20 protein-coding genes and 1 tRNA gene are annotated in these 22,672 nt (G+C 63.6%); 14 read left to right on the top strand and 7 right to left on the bottom strand.

The features are described from left to right. Window positions 1-122: 122 nt before the first annotated feature. Together J0X27_RS14935 and J0X27_RS14930 are read left to right on the top strand one after the other, a co-directional pair. Window positions 123-207 (top strand) — tRNA-Ser (locus tag J0X27_RS14935). A 148-nt stretch (window positions 208-355) separates the two neighbouring features. Continuing rightward, on the top strand, window positions 356-1,378 hold the full coding sequence (locus J0X27_RS14930; RefSeq protein WP_207269947.1) for a threonine ammonia-lyase: 1,023 nt from the start codon (window positions 356-358) through the stop codon (window positions 1,376-1,378). 114 nt (window positions 1,379-1,492) lie between these two features. Here the strand turns inward: J0X27_RS14930 and J0X27_RS14925 are convergent, their stop codons facing one another. Then, window positions 1,493-2,227: an MBL fold metallo-hydrolase gene (locus J0X27_RS14925; protein ID WP_207269946.1), complete on the bottom strand. Its 735-nt coding sequence runs from the start codon at window positions 2,225-2,227 to the stop codon at window positions 1,493-1,495. A 277-nt stretch (window positions 2,228-2,504) separates the two neighbouring features. On the opposite strand from J0X27_RS14925, the gene J0X27_RS14920 reads away from it, so the two are divergent. The 4 genes from J0X27_RS14920 to J0X27_RS14905 all read left to right on the top strand — a co-directional run bounded on the left by J0X27_RS14920 (window position 2,505) and on the right by J0X27_RS14905 (window position 5,402). Then, window positions 2,505-2,765 (top strand): hypothetical protein, encoded by a 261-nt coding sequence (locus J0X27_RS14920; protein WP_207269945.1) that lies wholly within the window; start codon window positions 2,505-2,507, stop codon window positions 2,763-2,765. 57 nt (window positions 2,766-2,822) lie between these two features. Then, window positions 2,823-3,605 (top strand): Nmad3 family putative nucleotide modification protein, encoded by a 783-nt coding sequence (locus tag J0X27_RS14915; protein WP_207269944.1) that lies wholly within the window; start codon window positions 2,823-2,825, stop codon window positions 3,603-3,605. Window positions 3,606-3,769: 164 nt separating this feature from the next. Beyond that, window positions 3,770-4,315 (top strand): acyltransferase, encoded by a 546-nt coding sequence (locus J0X27_RS14910; RefSeq protein WP_207269943.1) that lies wholly within the window; start codon window positions 3,770-3,772, stop codon window positions 4,313-4,315. 442 nt (window positions 4,316-4,757) lie between these two features. Next, window positions 4,758-5,402 (top strand): DUF4013 domain-containing protein, encoded by a 645-nt coding sequence (locus J0X27_RS14905; RefSeq protein WP_242634229.1) that lies wholly within the window; start codon window positions 4,758-4,760, stop codon window positions 5,400-5,402. 144 nt (window positions 5,403-5,546) lie between these two features. On the opposite strand, the gene J0X27_RS14900 is transcribed toward J0X27_RS14905, so the two are convergent. Both J0X27_RS14900 and rocF read right to left on the bottom strand, forming a co-directional pair. Then, on the bottom strand, window positions 5,547-6,716 hold the full coding sequence (locus tag J0X27_RS14900) for an NAD(P)/FAD-dependent oxidoreductase (RefSeq protein ID WP_207269942.1): 1,170 nt from the start codon (window positions 6,714-6,716) through the stop codon (window positions 5,547-5,549). Between the two features lie 104 nt (window positions 6,717-6,820). After that, entirely contained in the window at window positions 6,821-7,741 is a 921-nt protein-coding gene (gene rocF / locus J0X27_RS14895; protein ID WP_207269941.1) for an arginase, read from the bottom strand. A 95-nt stretch (window positions 7,742-7,836) separates the two neighbouring features. Here rocF and J0X27_RS14890 point away from each other — a divergent pair, with 95 nt between their 5' ends. Next, entirely contained in the window at window positions 7,837-8,517 is a 681-nt protein-coding gene (locus tag J0X27_RS14890) for a metal-dependent transcriptional regulator (protein ID WP_207269940.1), read from the top strand. 214 nt (window positions 8,518-8,731) lie between these two features. Beyond that, window positions 8,732-9,265, top strand: a complete 534-nt coding sequence (locus J0X27_RS14885) for an Rrf2 family transcriptional regulator (RefSeq protein WP_097379917.1) — start codon at window positions 8,732-8,734, stop codon at window positions 9,263-9,265. A gap of 99 nt (window positions 9,266-9,364) precedes the next feature. Here the strand turns inward: J0X27_RS14885 and gyrA are convergent, their stop codons facing one another. The 4 genes from gyrA to psmA form a co-directional block, all read right to left on the bottom strand. Then, window positions 9,365-11,854 carry a DNA gyrase subunit A gene (gyrA, locus tag J0X27_RS14880; RefSeq protein ID WP_207269939.1) on the bottom strand — a complete coding sequence of 830 codons (2,490 nt, stop codon included), beginning with the start codon at window positions 11,852-11,854 and terminating at the stop codon, window positions 9,365-9,367. A 175-nt stretch (window positions 11,855-12,029) separates the two neighbouring features. Beyond that, window positions 12,030-13,961, bottom strand: coding sequence for a DNA topoisomerase (ATP-hydrolyzing) subunit B (gene gyrB / locus J0X27_RS14875; protein ID WP_207269938.1), 1,932 nt, complete (start codon window positions 13,959-13,961; stop codon window positions 12,030-12,032). Between the two features lie 139 nt (window positions 13,962-14,100). Further along, window positions 14,101-14,817 (bottom strand): archaeal proteasome endopeptidase complex subunit beta, encoded by a 717-nt coding sequence (psmB, locus tag J0X27_RS14870; protein ID WP_207269937.1) that lies wholly within the window; start codon window positions 14,815-14,817, stop codon window positions 14,101-14,103. Then, window positions 14,810-15,550 carry an archaeal proteasome endopeptidase complex subunit alpha gene (gene psmA / locus J0X27_RS14865; protein ID WP_097379921.1) on the bottom strand — a complete coding sequence of 247 codons (741 nt, stop codon included), beginning with the start codon at window positions 15,548-15,550 and terminating at the stop codon, window positions 14,810-14,812. The genes psmB and psmA overlap by 8 nt, the downstream gene beginning before the upstream one ends. Before the next feature lie 393 nt (window positions 15,551-15,943). Between psmA and J0X27_RS14860 the strand changes: the two genes are divergently transcribed. The 6 genes from J0X27_RS14860 (at window position 15,944) to J0X27_RS14835 (ending at window position 22,635) form a co-directional block, all read left to right on the top strand. Beyond that, the gene (locus tag J0X27_RS14860) at window positions 15,944-17,182 is read left to right on the top strand and encodes an NRAMP family divalent metal transporter (RefSeq protein WP_207269936.1); all 1,239 of its coding nucleotides are present in this window, start codon (window positions 15,944-15,946) and stop codon (window positions 17,180-17,182) included. A gap of 68 nt (window positions 17,183-17,250) precedes the next feature. Further along, on the top strand, window positions 17,251-18,030 hold the full coding sequence (locus J0X27_RS14855; protein WP_207269935.1) for a sulfite exporter TauE/SafE family protein: 780 nt from the start codon (window positions 17,251-17,253) through the stop codon (window positions 18,028-18,030). 107 nt (window positions 18,031-18,137) lie between these two features. Continuing rightward, complete coding sequence (locus J0X27_RS14850) at window positions 18,138-18,566, top strand: universal stress protein (RefSeq protein ID WP_207269934.1); 429 nt, start codon at window positions 18,138-18,140, stop codon at window positions 18,564-18,566. A 265-nt stretch (window positions 18,567-18,831) separates the two neighbouring features. Continuing rightward, window positions 18,832-20,091 (top strand): hypothetical protein, encoded by a 1,260-nt coding sequence (locus J0X27_RS14845; protein WP_207269933.1) that lies wholly within the window; start codon window positions 18,832-18,834, stop codon window positions 20,089-20,091. Next, on the top strand, window positions 20,088-21,086 hold the full coding sequence (locus tag J0X27_RS14840; protein WP_207269932.1) for a potassium channel family protein: 999 nt from the start codon (window positions 20,088-20,090) through the stop codon (window positions 21,084-21,086). The genes J0X27_RS14845 and J0X27_RS14840 overlap by 4 nt, the downstream gene beginning before the upstream one ends. Window positions 21,087-21,198: 112 nt before the next feature. Further along, window positions 21,199-22,635: a dihydrolipoyl dehydrogenase gene (locus tag J0X27_RS14835; protein ID WP_207269931.1), complete on the top strand. Its 1,437-nt coding sequence runs from the start codon at window positions 21,199-21,201 to the stop codon at window positions 22,633-22,635. Window positions 22,636-22,672 lie beyond the last annotated feature (37 nt).

The raw sequence follows: 22,672 nt of genomic DNA, 5'->3' as shown, positions 1-22,672 counted from the left end.
GGGCCGGTCCGCTCCCGCGACTCGAGCGGGGCCGAAGCTGTCGGCCGATCGCGAGAGAACGAATCACAGTGGGAGCGAAAAATCGAAACGGGTAAAAACGTCTCCCCGATATATACGAGTGAGCCGAGATAGCCTAGCCCGGCCAAGGCGGTAGATTCGAAATCTACTGTCCTCACGGACTCGGGAGTTCAAATCTCCCTCTCGGCGCTTTTACAGCGACCTTACCCGACGAGCGACGCGTAGCGGCGCGAGTTGTTCGGTCGCTGTAAACGGCTACGGAGATTCGAATCAGGGTTACTCACGTGTGAATACCGGTTGCGGTAGTTCTTTCAGGCATTTCGTAATATCTGGAACTATGTCATATTACGATCCAGTTGAGTCCCCGGATGAAACGACCGTGTTTCCATACCATAAGCTGACCCCGCCGACGATCGCTGACGTCTTCCGCGCTCGCAACCGCATCAGTCAGCACCTCCCCAAAACGCCACTGATCAAAAGTGAAGCGTTATCTGCCGAGTTCGACGCTGACGTATACTTGAAACGGGAAGACACGCTGCCGACTGGTGCGTTCAAGGTCCGTGGTGGTGTCAACCTGCTGTCGACCCTCGACCCCGACTTTCACGATCCGGGTGTGATAGCTGCCAGCACAGGCAACCACGGACAATCCATCGCCTACGCCGGACGCCAGTTCGACGTCCCCGTAACTATCGTGGTTCCAGAGGACGCGAATCAGGCCAAGGTAGCGGCGATGGAGCGTCTCGGTGCTACGGTTCTGTTTTCCGGCACCGACTTCGATGATTCCCGTGTACACGCCGAAGAGTTGGCGTCCGAGGACGGCTATCGATACGTGCATTCGGCGAACGAGCCGGCACTCGTGGCTGGCGTAGGCACAGCCGGTCTGGAGGTCGCAGAAGAACTGCCAGACATTGATTATCTCTTTTGTCCGGTCGGCGGTGGCTCTAGTGCGTCGGGCTACTGTCTCACAGTTGGGGCACTGACCGACGCGACTGTGATCGGGGCTCAGTCCGAGGCTGCACCTGCGATGTATCGGGCGTGGGCGAACGACCATCTCGAACCCCACGACCGAATGGAGACCTTTGCCGAGGGAATTGCCACACGAGTGCCGTTCGCGCTCACAACGCGACTGCTTCGGGATCGCCTTGATGACTTCCGGCTTGTGAGTGAAGACGCCATCAGGAAAGGTGTTGGTGACCTCTACAGAGTGGAGAGGATTCCGATGGAAGGTGCGTGTGCAGCGAGTCTCGCGGCAATGCGACAGCGTGCTGATGAACTTTCGGGGAGTACTGTCGTTTTTCCGATTTCCGGTCGAAATATCGAGCTTGAGAAGCTTGAGGCGTTAGTTGCTGAGACTGTCTGACGATAGACTGTTTGTTTCTGATCAATCCGCACACGTATGTCTCGCTCGATTGACCGTAGACGTGGCTGTACTCGGAACCGAGAGAGGGCCTCTCTGACGCTCACCGATTGACGGTTACTCGACCGAGACCGTTTGGAGATCCTCGGCGAATCGGACGTCGCCGTCGTAGTGAGTGTCGATCGACTCGAGCATCTCCTCGTGTCGACCCTCGGTGTGGGGATAGAGGTGGGTCAGGTAGACACGGCCGATGTCGTGGCCGGCGAGCGCGCGGCCGAGGCTCTCGGGCGTGGGGTGGTTCGAGACGTCGACGTCGTCGGGAAACGAACAGTCGTGGGCCAGGATCGCCGAGCCCTCCGCGAAGTTCGCCAGCCCGGTAAAGGCCTCACTGTCGCCGCTGAAGGTGAACAGATCGCCGAACCGATAGGCCAGACACGGCAGCGAGTGACGCGTCTCGTAGGCGGTCACGTCGAACCCCGCGACCGAGAACTCCCCGGGAACGACCTCCCGGATCTGCACCTCGAGTTTGTCCTGCATGTACTCGTGGACCGAGAGGAGGCCGTCGACCAGTCCCTTGGTTCCCTGCGGGCCGACGATCTCGAGGTGTTCCTCGCCGGCGAGCCAGCGAGCCTTCATCAGGGGGAGCAGGTCGGTGACGTGGTCGAGGTGGTGGTGTGTCAGGAGGACGCTCGAGACGTGCTCGTAGCCGACGCCGGACTGCTGGAGCCGCTGGAGCGCGCCGGCACCGCAGTCGACCAGTAGCGTTCGACCGTCGTCCTGGAGGAGAATCCCCGCCTGAAAGCGTTCGCCGGTGGGCATCGCGCTGCCCGTTCCCAGAAAGGTGACACGCATACGCGAGTGTGGAACGCCCGTCCCGAAAAGGGTGTCTCTCGGCACCGCCGGAGCGCTGGTGGGAGACTGATCGGCGGTCGACCGCTGTACCACGCTCGTCGACAGTGCTCGAGTCGGTACAAAGATTCAAGCGGATTGATCCATCACTCTACGGTATCGCCTCGATGGAGTCACGCGTCACCGATCACGATCGAAACTCGGTTCCGAGCTCGGCGGGTCGTCCCGCCGTTGACGACACAGCGGGGGCGACCCGTAACGCCGACCGGACGGTGCGGGGATGAGTGGGCGTTTCCAAGCGTCGCTCCCGGCGTCGGTCACGAAGACGACGCTGTACCGCGCCGTCGGCTGGCTCTTTCGAGCGTACGTCGCGAGCCTGCTGGTCGTCGGCGGGTACAGCCTCCTCTGGATCCTCGAGATCGCCGGTATGCTCCCCGCACACCTGCTGTCGACGGCCTGGATCGGAATGGCCGCGATGGGGGTGGTATTTCTCGTCATCTCCCTCCCGCTTTACTACGCCGCTCGAACGGCGGATCGGTGAGGGAACGGCCGATCGGCGGTTTTATCGCCGTCTCGGCCCGAGTAGCGGGACGAACCAATGACTGTCGTTCTCGCCGGCGTCGGTGCGGACAGTACGAACCTCGGTGCGCTGGCACCGCTGTACGACGACGGCCGCTTCGAGTACGTTCCGATCCCGGAGAAAACGCGTGAGACGACCGAATCCGAAACGCTCGGCTCGTGGGAGCTCCGAGCCGACGACGGCACCGCAGCGGATCTGACGACCCGTATCACCCCCCAGCCGGTCCACGACGGGACCGAAACCGTGGCCGGCGACGCCCTCGCGTCCTGGCCGCTCCACCACGATCCGAACTTCGAGGCGCTGACGTACGGCGAACACCGAACCAGCGGCTACGTCTCGCGGCTCCGTGCGCTCGAGCCGGGCGATGTCGTCGGCTTCTACGCCGGCCTGCGACGGCCCGGCGGGGACCGCGCCCACAGGTACCTGATCGGTTACTTCACCGTCGACGAGGTACTCGTCGTCGGCCCCGACACACCGCGGGCCGAGCGGCAGGCCATTCTCGCCGCCCATCCGGACAACGCACACGCAAAACGGGCCCAGAACGGTGACCTCTACCTCGAGAAACCGGTCGTGATCGTCGACGGCCGCGAGCCGGGTGGGCTCTTCGAACGGGAGCCGATTCGTCTCAGCGAGTACTACGTCAGGGACGGAAACGAACGCCCGCAGTATTACTTGCGCGAGGAGATTGCGGACGAATGGAACGTACGAGCCGGCGGCGCGAATATGATGTTCAAGCCGGCCTACCGCTGTGCGCTCTCGGCGGATGCGTTCCGGGAGCTGGTCGGGACTCCCGACGCGTGACAGCGAACGCGAGGGTGGCGGTTGGGACCGTAAGGGAGGGATCGACGATCGGCGGGCCCGACGGCGAGCGTTCCCACAGGCGAACGGTATCGGGTCGACGACGAAACGAGAGTCGTTTCCGCATCGATCGGATTGATGTACCAACACGTCGAACGGGACAGCCAGTGACGGCTTCCGACGATACGACACCCCGACACGACCGCGTCGAGCGCCACGCAACGCCCGGCCCGCGAAACTCGCTGGCCCACTGGACCACCGCTCGCAACCCGCTCCGGATCGCGATCAACTACGTCGTGGTCTGGCTCGTCCGGATCTCGCCGAGCCTGCGGCTCAAGCGCTGGCTCCTGACCGCTATCGGTGTCACGGTCGGTGACGGCGTCTCCTGGGGACTCGAGGCCACGCCGGACGTCTTCTGGCCGGAGCTGATCACCGTCGAGGCAGACGCGATCGTCGGCTACGACGCGACGATTCTCTGTCACGAGTTCCTCCAGAACGAGTACCGGACGGGCGAGGTCGTCGTCGGCGAACGGGCGATGATCGGTGCCGGTGCGATCGTCCTTCCCGGCGTCGAAATCGGTACGGGGGCTCGCGTCGCGGCGAATTCGCTGGTGACCCGTGACGTACCGCCCGAGACGACGGTTGCGGGCGTCCCGGCCCGGCCGATGGGCGACGATAGCGACGCGGAGGCCGATTCCACTCGAGCCGAGTAACCGATCTACCCAATCGCTGTTGTTCGCCCACCCCGTATCCTTTCCTTCGTTTTACCCCGATCGTATCCGAAAGCAGAACACATATACAGCCGTGAACGAATCCTCGGCTATGTCGTATTGTCACGACTGTGATGAGGAGTTCGAAACAGGGACGATTCTCTGTCCCAACTGTGGGGGGAAACTGGCAGAAGAGGACGTCGGAGACGCATCGTCCGGGTGGTCAGACGGCAGTTCGGACGGGAGCGACACGACATCGGGCTGGTCAACTGACGATTCGGGGACCGACGATTCGGCGGCAGGCTGGTCGACCGATCGGAACCGGAATCCAGCGTCGGCAGCATCGGGCCCAGGATCGGCCGATCCGTCGGAACCGAAACACCACAGTATTGATATCTTTACGTTCTCGTTCAAATACCCCCTCGGGAAAGGTGGGAAACCGTTGGTGCTCGATTCCGTCTTCGCGTTCTTCTGGTTTCTCCTTTTGATACCGCTGATCGTCTCGTATGGCTACTCCTATCGAGTCGGTCGTGCCGCCGCACGCGGCGACGAGGAAGTCCCGTCGTTCGACGACTGGCCCGGTATGGGAAGGGACGGCCTGATTCTCGTGGGGGTCTATCTCGCTGTGGTGATCGCACTCGCCGCCGTGACAGCGGTCATCTCCCTGGCGGTCAGCGCAGTCGGGGAGTCATCGACGCTTGCGCTCCCGATCATCGGGATCGGAGCGATCGTCGTACTTGCTGGCAGTTATATCGCAGGCGCGATCGTACCGGTGTTGATCGGAACGGGAAGCCTCGGTAAGACGTTTTCCGACCGTCGAATTCTCGAGTTTGCACTCTCGGTGCACTATCTCAAGGGGCTCCTATTGCTGTTCGTGATATCTTTCGGCCTGTATATTGCGTTCGCGATCGGTGCGGTCATACTCGCGATCACGGTCATCGGCATCCCCCTGGTGCTCGTACTGTACATCGTGTTCCCGGTGTATCTCGTGAACCTGTCGTTTGCCTTGTGGGGCTACATCTACAACGAAGCAGCAAAAGCAGGCGACGTCGAACCTGTCGAGCCGGACGCATCACTCGGATTCGAGTGATGGCCGACGGTCCGTTTCAGACATCGGGGACGCACCGACGGGAACCCCGTTCGGCCGCTCGGAGCCACCCCCTCGAGTACTAATTTTGCGGCCCAGATCATCGCAGAGCATCGAGACAAAAACGGCGCTCGAGACAAAACCGGGTTACAGCGACGACCAGGACCGTCGGGCTTCGTTCCAGGAGGTAATGTCGGCGATCCAGCGGGCGGCGATCATCTTCTTCAGGTTCTGGGCCGGGAAGCCGCCGAAGGTATCGACGGGAAGGGAGATGCCGAACGCGGGTTTGACGTCGTGGGCGACGGCCTCCTCCCCGACGGAGATGACGGTCCCCTTGTCGTCGTACTCCCAGGTTTTCAGCGGGCGGTTCTGGATCGCACGAACGATGTTCTCGCCGGCGACCTCCGCGGCCTGCCAGGCGGCCTGTGCCGTCGGTGGCGCGGGCTGGTCGCCCTGATCGATGATCGCCGAGTCACCGATCGCGAAGACGCGCTCGTCGGAGGTCTGGAAGTTCGCACCGGTGTTGATTCGGTTGTGCTCGTTTTCGAGGTCGACATCGTCTATCGCGTCGCGGCCGGTGATCCCGCCGGTCCAGACCAGCACGTCGTATTCGAGCGGCTCGCCTTCGTCGAACTCGATGGCGTCGGCAGTCGCCTCGGTGATCGGGTCGTCCGTGTGGATGTGGACGCCGGCCTCCTCGAGCAGGTCGCGCAGGGCCTGTTGGATCTCCGGGTCGTTGCCGGGGAAGATCTCCTCGAGGGCTTCGACGAGGTGGATCTCGATCGGCGCACGGTGGTTGTCGCGGAACTCCGCGATCTCGCCGGCGGTCTGGATGCCCGAGAGGCCGGCACCGCCGATGACGACCTGTGCGGGGTCGCCGCGGGTCGCCGCCTGGCTGGCGTCGTTGACCGCGTCGTGGATCTCGAGGGCGTCGTCGAGGCTCTTCAGGGTCAGGGAGTGTTCCTCGAGGCCGGGAATGCCGTAGTAGGCGGTCTGGCTGCCGAGTCCGACGAGGACGTAATCGTACTCGACGTCGTCGCTGTCTTCGAGTTCGACGACCTGTTCGTCGACATCGAGGCCGGTAACCTCGTCCTGGATGAACCGGGTCGACGGGTCCGCGATCTGATCGATCGGGAACGTGATGTCGGGGCGGACGTTCGGATCGCGAATCACGCGGTGGGACTCGTGGAGAACGAGGTGGTAGTCGACGTCAGCGATCCAGGTTAGCCGCACGTTGCCCCCGAGCTCCGATTGCAGCTTGTTGATCGTACCGGTTCCGGCATATCCGGCTCCGAGCACGACGACGTTCTCAGTCATACCCCACACTGAGAATCACTATGATACAAAGGTGTTGAAACGCGAGTGAGTGTGCTCACCGTTCTCGTGCCACGATGGTGTGGCACACACTGTATGGAACGGGTTCAGAGGATGCGCTTGCCGAACGTACTCGCGGTCAGTTCGGCCGCCAGCGTCGCAGTCTCGTTTGCTTCGTCCAGAATCGGGTTTACCTCGACGACGTCCATCGATCGGAGCACCCCGTCGGCGTCGTGACGCCGAGAGAGGGTCTCGAGGGCGGCGTGGGCCTCCCGATAGGTGACGCCGCCACGAACGGGGGTACCGACACCGGGTGCCGCCTTCGGATCGAGCCAGTCGAGGTCGAGGCTGACGTGGACGCCGTCGGTCCCATCGGTCGCGACTGCGAGGGCGTCGTCGACGACTGCGGAGATGCCCCGTTGGTCGATGTCGGACATGGTAAAGGCGGTCATCTCGCTCTCTCGGATCAGTTCGCGCTCGCGGTCGTCGATGCTTCGGAGCCCGACGTAGGCGATCGAGGACTCTCGCAGTCGGGGAGCCGGTGCCCACTCTGTCTCGCCGAACGCGCCCCGACCCAGCGCCGCAGCCAGAGGCATTCCGTGGACGTTACCACTGGGAGAGGTTTCCGGCGTGTTGAGGTCTGCGTGGGCGTCGAACCAGATGGCACCGAGGTCGGCCTCGCGTGCCGAGCCGGTAAGCGAGCCGATCGCGACCGAGTGGTCCCCGCCCAAGACGAGCGGGAACTCGCCGTCCGCGAGCGTCGCCGCGACCCGATCGCTCACTCGCCGGCAGACGTCCTCGACTTCTCGGAGGAACTTCGCGTTCCCGCCGGTCGGTTGGTCGGCGTCCGGATCGCGCTCTTCCGCCCGCGGCATCGACAGATCGCCGTCGTCGACCGGTTCGACGCCAGCGCGCTCGAGGCCGTCCGCGAGGTCGGCATAGCGGATCGCGGACGGCCCCATGTCGACGCCACGGCGGTTCGCCCCGTAGTCCATCGGGGCACCGATGATTCTGACGGTCCGTTCCATACCTCTGGTACGCAGTCGGCCGGTTTGATCGTGACGATCCACGACGATTCGCTGGCGACAGCTTTAGGGTTAGACCGATCTAATTTCGCTACAGCATGATGCTGAGCGACGTGATGGAGGATTACCTGAAAGCGATCTATCAGCTCCAGCGTGAGACAGACGAGCGGATCAAAACCTCCGAAATCGCCGGAGAGCTGGACGTCACGTCGCCGACGGTCACCAGCATGCTCGACAAACTCGAGGAGCGCGAACTCGTCGACCGCGAGAAGTACCGCGGGGTGACCCTGACCGACGAGGGCGAAACGGTCGCCCTCGAGATCGTCCGTCACCACCGGCTGCTCGAGGCCTACCTCACCGAGCACCTCGACTACGACTGGTCGGAAGTCCACGCCGAGGCCGACCGGCTCGAACACCACATCAGCGAGGACTTCGAGGATCGCGTCGCCGATGCCCTCGGTGAGCCGACGGTCGATCCACACGGATCCCCGATCCCCAGTGCCGACCTCGAGCCGCCGGAACGACCCGAGGGCGAGGCCATCACCGAATTCGAGGCGGGCACCGTCGTAACCGTCGCCGAGGTCGCCGACCGCGATCCGGAGGTCCTCTCCTATCTCGCCGAGCACGGCGTCGAACCCGGCGTCGAACTCGAGATACTCGAAATCGCGCCCTTTGGAATGGTGACGGCTCGCTCGAACGTGGCTGCAGAACCCGTCTCGCTGCCCGAATCCGTCGCACACCACGTCCGAGTCGCACCACCCGTCGAACCCGAACCGTAGCCGGCGGCGTTGGACGGAGGACCCATCATCGTGTCTATCGGTCACTACCGGATTAAATCCGAAACGACAGCTGTCGTTAATTACCAACGGACGCCGCTTTCCCGCCGGAAACGGAAGAGAAACACCTTCCCGTACCCGCTTCGAAGGCCGGGATCCCACCACCCGGTCCGGTCTACCCGTCGGGTTTAAGGAAACCAAATACGAATAAATACCTATGTCATCCATCGAACTCACCCCGAGCCAGAAGAAAATTCTACGTGCACTGACGAATCTTCACAAAGAAACCGAAGACGCGATCAAAGGCGAGGATATCGCCGAGCAGGTCGATCGCAATCCGGGGACGATTCGGAACCAGATGCAGAGTCTCAAAGCCCTCCAACTAGTAGAGGGCGTCCCCGGGCCCAAAGGGGGCTACAAACCCACGGCCGCTGCCTACGAAGCACTCGAGATCCAGCAGATGGACGAGCCGGCGGCCGTACCGATGCAACACGAAGGCGAACCCGTCGACGATACGATTATCGAAGAGATCGACCTCTCGAGCGTCCATCACCCGGAACTCTGTCGCGCGGAGATCCACATTCAGGGCACGCTCGGCGACATTCACGAGAACGACGCCGTCACCGTCGGCCCGACGCCGCTCTCGAAACTCGTCATCGAGGGCACCGTCGACGGGAAAGACGACACGAACAACATTCTCATCCTGCGGATCGACGACATGGTTGCGCCCGCCGAAGAACCGGCCCACTGAGGGACGGTCGCCGCGTTTGCTTCGATTCTCTCTAGCGACTGCCCTCCTGATCAGCGAACGAATCCACTTCGAGTAGAGGCCGTGCCGAAGCCGACCGACTCAGTTCCCGTCGTCGGCCGCGTCCGTAGCGTCGGCGGTCGCCGACGCCGGAACGTCGTCGACTGCGGCGACCGCGTCGCCGTCTTCGACGTCCATGACGATCACGCCCATCGTGTTCCGACCGACGGTCGAGATTTCGTCGACTCGGGTCCGGACGATCTGCCCGCGCTCGCTCATCATCACGAGCTGATCGTCGTCGGAGACCGCCTTGACGGCCGTCACGGGACCGTTTCGCTCGCCGGTCTTGATATCGATCAATCCCTTCCCGTACCGGGACTGCGTGTTGTACTCCGAGAGGGGAGTCCGCTTGCCGTAGCCGTTCTTCGTGACCGTCAACAGCGCCTGCTCGTCGCCCTCGTCGGTCGCGACCAGCCCTGCGACGGCGTCGCCCTCTTGGAGTTTGATGCCGTTGACGCCCCGGGCGTTCCGGCCCATCGCACGGACTTCGTCCTCGTCGAAGCGGATCGTCATCCCGCCCTCGGTCGCGATGACGAGGTCCTGCGAGCCGTCGGTGACCTCGACGTCGACGAGTTCGTCGCCCTCTTCTAGGTCCGCGGCGATGATTCCCGTCGAGAGGATGTTGTCGAACTCCTCGCCAGCGGTGCGTTTGACGTAGCCGTTCCGGGTCGCCATCGTCACGAACTCGTCGTCGCCGAACGCGTCGGTGTCGACGATGGCCGTGATGTCCTCGCCGGGGTCGAGATCCAGGATGTTGACCGCGGATTTACCACGCGCAGTACGTCCCATCTCCGGGATCTCGTAGGTCTTGAGTCGGTAGACCTCGCCCTGATTCGTAAAGCAGAGGAGATAGTCGTGGGTGTTCGCCCGGAAGACCGCCGAGACGCGGTCGTCTTCCTTGACGTCCGCGCCGATGATCCCCTTCCCACCGCGACCCTGGGGGTCGAACTGCTCGATCGGCATTCGCTTGACGTAGTCGTCTTCCGTCATGACGACGAACACCTCCTCCTCGGGAATGAGGTCCTCGTGGGTGACCGTCCCCTGGTCCTCGATAATCGAGGTCCGGCGCTCGTCGCCGTACTCCTCTTTGATCTCGCGGAGTTCGTCTTTGATGACCGAGAGCAGTTCCGACTCGCTCTCGAGGATCGTGGTCAGGCGCTCGATCTCGGCCTGGACCGCCTCGTACTCGTCTTCGATTTCGGCGGCCTCCATCGAGGTGAGGCTGCCGAGTTGCATCCGAACGATGTGGGTGGCCTGCTCCTCGGAGAAGTCGTAGGACTCCTGTAGCGCCGCTTTCGCCGCCGACCGATCCTCGCTGTTGCGGATCAGTTCGACGACGTCCTCGGCGTTCTCGACGGCCGTCAGCCGTCCCTCGAGGATGTGTGCCCGATCCTCGGCCTCCGCGAGGTCGTACTCGCTGCGTCGGCGGACGACCTCGCGGCGGTGGGAAATGTACTCCTCGAGCGTCTCCTTGAGCGAGAGCACGCGCGGTTGGCCGTCGACCAGCGCGAGGTTGATGACGCCGAAGGTTCGTTCGAGGTGATTCTCGAGCAGTTTGTTCTTGACGACCTCGGCGTTCGCGCCGCGTTTGAGTTCGATGACGACGCGGACGCCGTCGCGGTCGGACTCGTCGCGCAGGTCGGAGACCCCCTCGATCTCGCCCTCGTTGACGTCCTCGGCGATGCGTTCGACCAGTCGAGCCTTGTTGGCCTGGAAGGGCAGTTCCGTGACGACGATCCGTTCGCGACCCGACTTCCACTCCTCGACCTCGAACTCGGCGCGGACGCGGATGCGCCCGCGGCCGGTCTTGTACGCCGAGTAGATCGCGTCCCGGCCGACGATGTTCGCACCCGTCGGGAAGTCCGGTCCCTTGACGTGTTCCATCAGGTCGTCGACGGTCGCGTCGGGGTCGTCGATCAGTTCGATCGTCGCGTCGACGACCTCGCCCAAATTGTGGGGCGGGATGTTCGTCGACATCCCGACCGCGATCCCCGAGGAGCCGTTGACCAGCAGGTTGGGAAACGCCGCCGGAAGCACGTCGGGCTCTTGGAGGCGGTCATCGTAGTTCGCCGAGAAGTCGACCGTATCCTTGTCGATGTCCTCGAGCAGTTCCTCGGCGACGGAGGCCATCCGAGCCTCCGTGTATCGGGGCGCAGCGGCCGGGTCGCCGTCCATCGAGCCGAAGTTCCCCTGGCCGTCGACCAGCGGATACCGCATCGAGAAGTCCTGGGCCATCCGGACCAAGGTGTCGTAGATCGCGCTGTCGCCGTGGGGATGGTAGTCACCCATCGTCTCCCCGACGATCGAGGAGGACTTACGGTGGCTGCTCCCCGAGGAGACGCCCATCTCGTGCATCGCATAGAGGATGCGCCGGTGGACGGGTTTGAGCCCGTCGCGGGCGTCGGGGAGTGCGCGACCGGCGATGACGCTCATCGCGTAGTCGATGTAACTCTGCTCCATTTCGTCCTCGATGCGGACGTTCTCTACCGCTCGCGCCTCGATGTCAGTCGGATCGGGTACGTCTGAACTCATGTCTTCATCTGGTTTCGTGGGATATATCGGTCAGTTCTCCAGCGCTGTATCCGTGAGCGAGTTCGTTTCACGAACTCGCGAGCGGGCCGACGAGCGACCATCGGGAGCGAGGAGCGCTTTTCATCGACGTTTTGCCGAGGGTGCGCCGAAGGCGCACCCGCAGAGCAAACGGTCGTTAGATGTCGATCCACTCGGCCTCGGGCGCGTGGTCCTTGATGAACTGCTTGCGGGGTTCGACGGCGTCGCCCATCAGGACGGAGAACATCTTGTCCGCCGCGGCCGCGTCCTCGATCGTGATCTGTTTGAGGATGCGGTTGTCGGGGTTCATCGTCGTCTCCCAGAGCTGTTCGGGGTTCATCTCGCCGAGTCCCTTGAACCGCTGGACCTGCGAGGGATTGCCGTCGCACTTCTCTTCGACGATCCGATCGCGTTCGGCGTCGGTCATCGCGTCGTAGGTCTCGCCGCGATAGCGGATGCGGTACAGCGGCGGCTGGGTCGCGTAGACGTAACCGCCCTCGAGCAGCGGGCGCATGTGCCGGTAGAAGAACGTCAACAGGAGCGTCCGGATGTGTGCCCCGTCGACGTCGGCGTCCGTCGCCATGATGATCTTCTTGTAGCGGACGTCCTCGACGTCGAACTCGTCGCCGATCCCCGCGCCGATCGCGGTGATCATGTTCCGGATCTCGTCGTTCTCGAGGATGCGATCGAGCCGGTGTTTCTCGACGTTCAGAATCTTCCCCTTGATCGGCAGGATGGCCTGGAAGTCGGGGTTTCGGGCCTGTTTCGCGCTCCCTCCCGCGGAGTCACCCTCCGCGATGAACAGTTCGGCCTCCTCGGGGTCTTTGGTCTGGCAGTCAGCCAGTTTCCCGGGCAGCGAGGTGGACTCGAGGGCGGACTTCCGTCGGGTCAGCTCCTCGGCCTTCTGGGCGGCCATGCGTGCCTTCGCGGCTTCGACCGCTTTGTTGACGATCGCCTCGGCGGTGTCGGGGTGTTCCTCGAAGTAGGTGCCAAGCCCCTCGTGCATGGCGCTCTCGACGATGCCTCGTACTTCCGAGTTGCCGAGTTTCGTCTTCGTCTGGCCCTCGAACTGGGGATCGGGGTGTTTGATCGAGATGACTGCGGTCAGCCCCTCGCGGATGTCCTCGCCCGTGAGGTTGTCGTCGAGGTCCGAGAGGAGATCGTTGTCGTTGGCGTAGTCGTTGACACACCGCGTCAGCGCGGTCTTGAACCCGGTGAGGTGGGTCCCCCCCTCGCGTGTGTTGATGTTGTTCGCGAAGGCGTGGATCGAACCCTGCAGTTCCTGGGTGGCCTGCATCGCGACTTCGATCTGGATGTTCTGTGCTTCGTCCTCGAAGTAGATGACGTCCTCGTGCATCGCCGAGCGCGTCTCGTTGAGGTAGTCGACGAACTCGCGGATGCCACCGTCGTACTCGTAGGTCTCGGTAACGGCCTCACCCTCGTCGTCGTCCGCGCGCTCGTCGCGGAGCGTGATGCGGACGCCCGAGTTGAGGAAGGCCAGTTCCCGAAGCCGGTTCGACAGCGTCGAGAACGAGACGTCGCCCGTCTCGAAGATACCCGTATCGGGCCAGAACCGGATTTGGCTCCCCGTCTCCTCGTCGGGCCGCATCTCGCGAACGCGTTCCATGTCGCCGATGGGTTCGCCACCCTCGAACGCGTGGCGGAAGACGCCGCCGTCGCGTTTGACCTCGGCCTCGAGGCGCTCGGAGAGGGCGTTGACGACGCTCACCCCGACGCCGTGGAGGCCGCCGGAGACCTGGTAGGACTTGTTGTCGAACTTGCCGCCGGCGTGGAGGACGGTCAGAATGACCTCGAGTGCAGGGCGGTCGTACTCCTCGTGTGTGTCGACGGGGATACCACGGCCGTCGTCAGCGACGCTCACCGACTCGTCCTCGTGGATGGTGACGGTGATGTCGTCGCAGTGGCCGGCCAGTGCCTCGTCGATCGAGTTGTCCACCACTTCGTAGACCAGATGGTGGAGGCCTCGAGAATCGGTAGAGCCGATGTACATCGCCGGTCGCTTTCGGACGGCTTCCAGGCCCTCGAGGACCTGGATCTGCCCGGCTCCGTACTCGCTTTCCTGGGACATGTAAAACCTGCTTTCGGATAGCAGTCCGGCCCTAATAAAAGTCACGTGTACGCGCGCGAGCGCGAGTCAGATTACCCCGGTAAACTGCCGCATACCCGGACAAACGGCCGCATCGTTCCGATAACCGGCCAACCGCGGTCTAGATGACCGCGTCGAACTCGTTGTGGCCCTGAATGTCGACGCCCTCGTCGGTCACTGCCGCGAGGAAGACGCCGTTTCCGGAGCCGGTGTCGCGCTCGACGGCACTTTTGACGGCGCGAGCCGCGACCGACGTGGCGTCCTCGAGCGAGAGGTCGTCCTCGTGCTCCTGTTCGAGGAGGCCGTAGGCGAGTTGCATCCCGCTGCCGGTGACGGTGTAGTCGTCGGCCATGACCCCGCCGGCGGGGTCGATGCTGTAGACGTGGCTCCCCTCGGCGTCGACGCCACCGAGGATGGGATTGATCGCGCGGAACGGCCCGCCGCGGGCGAAGTTACCCGCCAGCGTCGCCAGTGCCTCGATGGGCATCGGCTCGCCGCGACGGGATTCATAGAGGTTGACTTCGGCCCGCAGCGTTCGGATGAACGACTGTGCGCCGCCGACCGAACCGACGAGCGTGAGCGCGCCGGTCGGGTGGATCTGCTCGACCTTCTGGACGTCTTTGTTCGAGACGAACCGGCCGCCCAGACTGGCGCGCATGTCCGTCGCGATGACGACGCCCTCGTCGGTCGTGATACCGATGGTCGTCGTCCCCGTGGAGTTGACGTTCTCGCCGTAGTCGTCGCCCCTGTTCCCGTCGGGAAGCGAGCCCAGTTCGGGCTCGTACGGCGAGGGCTCGCCGTTCCCCTGGGGCGTCGACGGCTGGGTCCAGTTATTCATCGGTCTCCTCCGTGTCGATCTCCGCGAGGATCGACTCGAGTCGGCTCTCCTCGACCGAGTGGAACGATTCGTCGTCGGTCGTGATCGTGGCGACGTCGACCGCTTCGGCGTCGACGACCTCCTCCTCGGGCTCGCTGAGTGCGCTCACGGCGAGTTCGATGCCACCGTCGACGTCGAGATCTTCGCGATAGTGGTCCTCGAGGTAGCCCTGAATGGTGTCGCGATCGCCGCCGATGGCGGCTGCCTTCCACTCGTAGTCCGTCCCCGACGGATCGGTTTCGAACAGTTTCGGTTCGCCCTCGTCGATGCCGCCGACGAGGAGCGCGACGCCGAAGGGGCGCGCGCCACCGGTCTGGGTGTACTCCTGAATGTGGTCGGTGATCGATCGCGTCAGGGTTTCGACGCCGACCTCCTGACCGTATCGGAGCTGTTCGCCCTGTGCGCGGCGACGCGCGAGGTCGACGAGCTGGCGGGCGTCGGCGACGTGCCCGGCGCTTGCGACGCCGATATGCTCGTCGGCTTTGTGGATTTTCTCCACGCTCGAGCGCTCCATGAGCGGCGAACTGACCTGTCGGTTGGCGGCGAGGACGACGCCATCGGGCGTCCGGAGTCCGACGCTCGCGGTCCCACGCTTGACGGCCTCGCGTGCATATTCGACCTGGTAGAGGCGTCCGTCCGGGGAGAAGATCGTGATCCCCCGATCGTAGGCCTGCTGTTGGGATTGTCCTTGCATTTGGTCTTCACCTTGGGTAAGGGATAGAAATATATATGCCTTCTTCTGAAGGCAACTTCCTCTCCATCGGTGCGTTCGCCCTGGAGTAGTAAGAGCGTACTGCCGGCAGCCTCCCGAGTGCGTCCGCTCTCAGTGACCACTCAGTATTCGTCGCCACTCGAGTTCGCTCGTCGCTCTCGTACCGTACTCGCGTCAATTCCATCTTACTCGATCCAGCTCTCTGCAGGGTAGGCTGCGATCTCAAGCTTTCCGCTGAAACGAATCCCGTTCCTTGGGTCAGCACGGGATTTCGGACTCCAGTAAACAGCATACCGGTGGCAGTCCCCCAGTCCTCGCGGTCGGTCGCGGGCTCGAGGGGCTGAGACGCCCGAGCTTTTCGGGGCACGATTACATATGGAAGAACACAGTACCGCGGTCGACATTCCTGTCGAAAAGGCAAAAGAAACAATTCACCAATACGGGCTCGGGCTCCTTTTTGCGGCGAATATTTTCGGAGCTGGGTCCGTCTATATCCTGACGCAGGCCGGAACCAGTTTCGGCTTCGGACTCCTGTGGGTCTTGCCGCTGACGCTCGGCGTCGGTCTGACGATGCACGAGATGTCCGCTCGATTGGCAGCGAAGAACGAACCGCTGATGAACTACATCAGGGACGTGATCGGACCGGGGGCCGCGAAACCGTTCGCGTTCGGCATCGCGTTCATTATGCAGTTCTGGAGTGTTGCCAACTACGCACTCGCGGGAGCTGCGCTGGTCTTTCTCACACCGGTTTCGAATCTGTACGTGGGGATCATCATCACGGCCGCACTCGGTATCTCGCTCGTCGAACTTCGCGTCTATAGCCGTATCGAGGGAGTCATCGCAACGCTCGTGCTGGCGATCTTCGCCTCCTATCTGGTCATCGTCGCGAACCTCCAGCCGTCGCTCGGCGGCGTCGCCCTCGGGTTCGTTCCGACGATCTCCGCCGACCTCAACTACCTGACGATGATTATCGCACTGCTGGGGACGACGGTCTACTACCCGAACTTCTTCATTCAGACGAGCATGCAACACGAGAAGGACTGGACGGACGTCTCCCGATATCGGAAAGACCACACGGTCGGACTGGCCGCCGTCGTCGCCCTCAGTGCGACGGTTGTTATCGCGGCCGCGATGGCCGTCCCTGACGAGACGCTCACGCTGACCGCACCCGCAGAACCGCTCACCGATATGATCGGCCCGTGGGTGCTCGGCGTGTTCGTCCTCGCCGTCGGCGCTGCGGCGTTCACGAGCGCGACCGGAACGCTGTTCGCTGCCGGCTTCATGGTGCCACAATCCTACGAACTGACGACCCACTTCGGCGACATGCACTTCCGGCGGACCGTCCACCTCCTGATCGGACTGTCGGTCCTTCTCGTCATCCCGATCCTCGCCTTCACCGACTTTACGCCAGTGAGGCTGGCGCTACTGATGCCCGCGGTCAACGGCGTCATCGGCCTCCCGATCACGGCACTTGCACTGTTCGCCGCGATCAACCGGTACTTCGAGCCGACTCGACTCGAGCGCACGCTCTTCCTCGCGGTCGTCGTCTTGATATTCCTCACGTCGCTCGTGACGGCGGAATCGCTGACTCGTTCGATCCTCGAACTCCTCTGAGACCGGACCGGGTCCGACCGGAAGAGCCAGGCGCGCTGGGACGGACACGTGAATAACACCGCTCCTCCATGTTCGAACTGCCCTTCCAACTCTCACTGGTGCTGTTGCTCGTTTCGATCGCCTTCTTCTCGGGCATCGGAATCACGACCATCGGTCCCGGCGGTATCTTCGTGACGATCGCCCTCTACTCGCTGACGCCGCTGACCTCGAGTCAGGTCGCCGGAACCGCTCACGCGACGTTCATCGTCACCGGTCTCGTCGGGAGCGCCGCCTACGTCTACTCCGGCGAGATGGACACCGGGGAGGGCCGTGCCATCGCGATCATCCTCAGCGCGACGAGCGTCTTCGGCGCGCTCGTCGGCGCGTACGTGAACTCCTTCGTTTCGCGCTCCCTGTTCGGACTCCTGCTCGGCGGCGTCGCGATGGCCGTCGGCGGCATCGTTCTCTACCGCGAGCGTCGGGGCTTTCGACCGAGCTACGACCTCGAACCGCTGACTCGGTCCGGCCGGATCGTTCTGGGAGCGCTGGGGTTCGTCCTCGGAGTCTGTAGCGGCCTGCTCGGGATCGGTGGCCCGGTGCTGGCCGTCCCCGCCCTAGTGCTCGTCGGGGTGCCGATGCTGCTCGCCGTCGCCGCGGCACAGGTCCAGTCGATCTTCATCGCGACGTTCGCGGCGTCGGGCTACTTCCTGCAGGGGAACGTCTCCGTTCCGCTCGCGGTCGTCATCGGTACGCCGCTCCTGCTTGGCGTCGTCATCGGCTGGCGGGTCGCCCACACCATCGACCCAGAGCGACTGAAAGTCGTTCTCGGGGTCGTCCTGCTGGGCGTCGGCCCTTATCTCGCCCTCTGATCGCCGAGCCGATCACCGGTTTGCGGATGGTCGTTTCCGACCGGTCCTCGGCGACGGTGACATCGCCTGACACAGACTGAAGGGGATACGGATAGACGGAGGTAGCTATGGTTCCACGGGTCCTCGTTCCGTTCGACGATTCGAAGCCCGCCGCCGACGCCCTCGAGTACGCATTCGACCTGTTTCCCGACGGCGACATCGTCGTTCTGACTGTCGTCGATACGACTTCGCTGCCGTTCGTTCCGAACGCTGCGGACGATGCCAGATCGAGCGACGACGCCCGAACGTTTCTCGGCGAAGCCACTGATCACCGAAACGCGGCCGAGACCATCGCGGACGAGCACGGAACGGCGGTCGAAACGCGGACTCGCATAGGGATCCCGGCCCAGGAAATTCTCGAGTACATCGAACGGAATCCCGTCGATCACGTCGTCATCGGTAGTCACGGTCGATCGGGCGTCGTGCGGATCCTGCTCGGCAGCGTCGCGGAAGTCGTCGTCCGCCACTCGCCGGTACCGGTTACCGTGGTTCGGTGAGAGGCTGCCGTGGCGAATTCCGCGGTGACGACGAGCTGACCGGCCCCGACAGAACGCCCTTCGAACCGAATCCGAGCGAACGCGGGACGTGGCTACAGCGCCTACGCGATCCGCGATTGCTGTCGCCGGGTCGACGTGCGACGAACGACGACTTGACCCGCCGATTCCCGTCGACGGACCGATCCACGCCCCTTCCTCTCCACAATCCTGAAAGTGGCATACTCCGGCCCAATCGACTTATCCCCCGTTCTGGTATGGTGGTCCGATGCTTCCGCTCGTCGCGACCGCACTCGCTCTCGTCGTCGGCGTGGTGGTTCTCGAGGTCGTGTCGTACCGGGCCCTCGAACGGATTCCGTCGGTTGCGACCGAGGAGTTTCCCGAGATCGACCGCGAATTACTGGGGAAGTTCAGCAGCTTCGACCCCGAACTGGGCTGGTGTCCGCAGCCGAGCCGGGAGAAACAGAAGGACACCGGCGATCACCTCCCCGGTGAGGAACTCCGCAGCGTCGTGACGTACTCGACCGACGAGTACGCGAGTCGAGTTTGCCCTGCGAAAGAGCGCGACCCCGACGCCGAGTTGACGGTCTCGACCTACGGCGACTCCTACTGTTTCTGCCGGGAGGTCGACGACGACGAGACGTTCCAACACTACCTCGCCGAAGAACTCGACACCCACGTCGCCAACTACGGCGGCGGCAACTACGGCCTCGATCAGGCGCTCATGCGACTCGAGCGCCGGTATCCCGAGGACCCGACCGATCACGTCTTCGTGGTCGTCACTGCCTCCTCGATCGCGCGCATCCTCAGCGTCTGGAAACACTACCAGGAGTTCGGCAACGTCCTCGCCGTCAAACCCCGGTACGTCCTCGAGGACGGCGAACTCGAGCGCATCGAGAGCCCCGTCGACGAGAAAGAAGAGTTGCTCGATCTCGAGTCGAAAGCCGACTTCCTCCGGGAATACGACTTTCACTACGAACACTGGTTCGAGCCACACGTCGCGTCGCGGCCGTACACGGCGGATTTCCTCGAGAAAAGCGAACACGTCCGCTACGCCGCGTATACCGCCGGGAAGGAACTCGAGCGCCGACTCGAGCGCTCGATCCCGGGGATCGACTTCGATCTGGCCCAGACACAGTCCGCACTGCGGTTAGAACAACCTCGCGTTCGATACCACGAGCGGCTGTTCGAGACTCACGAATACCTCTTGGACGCGCTCGTCGAGAAGTTCGTCGACTACGCGGACGAACAGGGCTTCGAGGCGACGTTCGTGATGGTCCAGCAGCTCCGATACGCGAAGTACGAGTCCGAGCACGGCCCCATCTACGGCGATCTGATGGATCGGCTCGACGAGCGCTACGACGACCTGACGACGATCGATATGGCCACTCACCTCTCACCGGACGACGGCGAGGTCGAGTCCCTGTACGTTGAACGCGGAGAAGGGGGCCACTACAGTCCCGAGACGAACGCGGAGATCGCGCAGGTGCTAGCAGACGTCGTCGAAGAGCGGGCAGTCGCAGAATGAATCCGTTCTATCTCGTCGCCGGGATCGCCATCCTCGTCGCTGCGATCGTCGACATCATCTGGACGACCCTCTGGGTCGACGGGGGTTCCGGACCGATTTCCGGCCGGCTCACGACCGCCGTCTGGCACGGACTCCGGATTGGAAGCGGTGACCGCGACAGGGTACTCAGTATCGCCGGGCCGCTCATTCTCATCCTCACCCTCGCGATGTGGATCGGCCTCATCTGGCTCGGGTGGACGCTCGTCTTCGCCAGCTATCCGGCCTCGCTCATCAGTACGCGCACCGGCGCAGTCGCCGACTGGTCGGGGCGGTTCTACTACGTCGCGTACACGATGTTTACCGACGGTAACGGCGATTATAGCCCCCTCGGCGACGTCTGGGAGATCGCCAGTTCGTTCACGACGGCTACCGGAATGGCGTTCGTCACGCTCGGTGTCTCCTACATCCTCACCGTCCTCGGAGCGGTCTCGGATAAGCGTTCCTTTGCCAGCACCGTCACGGGACTGGGAGAGCGAAGCGAATCGCTCGTCCGAACGGGGTGGACCGGCGAGGACTTCGAGGGACTGGACCTCGCCCTCGAGTCGCTCGCGTCGGAGTTGAGCCTGCTCGCCGAACAGCACAAATCCTATCCGATCTTGCACTACTACCACAGCGAACGGGCCGATCGAGCCTCGGCCGTCGCGGTGCCCATCTTCGACGAGGCGCTCATGCTCCTTCGATACGGTGTTCCGGACGAGCACAGCCCCGATCCTGCGGTCGTCGAGTCCGGCCGCTCGAGTGCACAAAGTTACCTCGAGACGCTCGATACGGCGTTCATCGAACCCGCGCCGTCCGTTCCGCGAGCCCCGGACCTCGAGCGCTTGCGCGACGACGATATCCCGACCGTCTCGGACGACGCGTTCGCCGAGGCCCTCGCGGACCTGACCGACCGACGACGGCGACTGCTCGCCGTGGTCGAAGCCGACGCGTGGGAGTGGCCCCCCGTCGAGGAGTGAGGCAGGACGTTCGGCGATCCGATCAGGTTCCGGTCACGTATCGGGTGTATTCATCCCGACAGCTCCGGAAACGGGGAACGGTATTCATTGCGCTCCGGCCCCACTCGTACCCATGGAGGAGTACGACGTTCTGGTCATCGGCTCCGGATCGGGGCTCGACGTGGCGAACGCGGCGGCGAATCAGGGCCAATCGGTCGCGATCGTCGAGAAGGGGCGACTCGGCGGCACCTGTCTCAATCGGGGCTGTATTCCATCGAAGAAACTGCTGTACCACGCCGACGTCATGGAGACGATCGAGCGCGCAGACGAGTTCAAGATCGACGCGACGGTCACCGACGTCGACTTCGCCGAGATCGTCCGGGAGGTAACCGAGGACGTCCACGGGAGTTCGGACTCGATCCGGCGCGGTCTCAGTTCCTCGGACCGCCACGACCTCTACCAGGCGGAGGGGCGATTCGTCGACGAACGCACGCTCGAGCTAGCCGGCGGGGACCACGACGGCGAGCGCCTCGCTGCCGAGACGGTCCTCGTCGCGGCGGGGACCCGTCCCGCGATTCCGCCGATCGACGGCATCGAGACCGTCGACTATCTCACCAGCACGGAAGCACTGCAGTTGCAGGCCCCACCGGACCACCTCGTCATCGTCGGCGGTGGCTACATCGCCGCCGAACTGGGTCAGTTCTTCGGGACGTTCGGCAGCGACGTGTCGATCATCGGTCGGCGACCGACCCTGCTCCCCGACGCCGACGAGGAGGTGGCCGCCGCGTTCACCGAGCGCTACGCCGACCGGTTCGACGTCTACACCGGCTACGAGGCCACCGCAGTATCGGAATCGGACGGATCGATCACCGTCGAGGCACGCCCCTACACGTACTCCGACGGGGGCGACGCGAACTCGGACGATCCGGTCTCGGTCACCGGCGACGAGCTACTCGTCGCGGCCGGTCGGGTTCCAAACACCGATACGCTGAACCCCGAAGCCGCCGGTATCGAAACCGACGCGGCCGGGTTCGTCGAGACCGACGAGTACCTGCGGACGACCGCCGACGGCGTCTGGGCGCTGGGCGACATCGTCGGCGAGTACCTGCTGAAACACAACGCCAACCACGAGGCGCGGACCGTGACGCGGAACCTCTTTCGCGACGACCTCGAGCCGGTCGACTACTCGGCGATGCCCTTCGCCGTCTTCGCCTCCCCGGAGGTCGCCGGCGTCGGACTCACGGAACAGGAACTGCGAGCCGCCGACCGCGAGTACGCCACACGAACCTACCGCTACGAGGAGACGGCTCGCGGAAGTGCCATGAACGCCGAGGGGTTCGTCAAACCGATCATCGACCTCGAGGGCGAGATTCTGGGCTGTCACATCATCGGCCCCGAGGCCTCGGATCTGATTCAGGAGGTCGTCGTCGCGATGACGGCTGGCTCCGGAACGGTCCAGGACATCCGCCAGTCGGTCCACATCCATCCCGCCCTCTCGGAAGTCGTCCACCGAGCCTTTTCCGGACGGTTCACGCGCGGTGACGGGCACGATCACAGCCACAGTCACTGAGGGGAGACGCCGATTCGACTGTCACGCACCCGTCAGC

Source organism: Natrinema longum, assembly GCF_017352095.1.
GTDB classification, from domain to species: Archaea; Halobacteriota; Halobacteria; order Halobacteriales; family Natrialbaceae; genus Natrinema; species Natrinema longum.
This window is presented reverse-complemented; position numbering and strand designations above follow the sequence as displayed.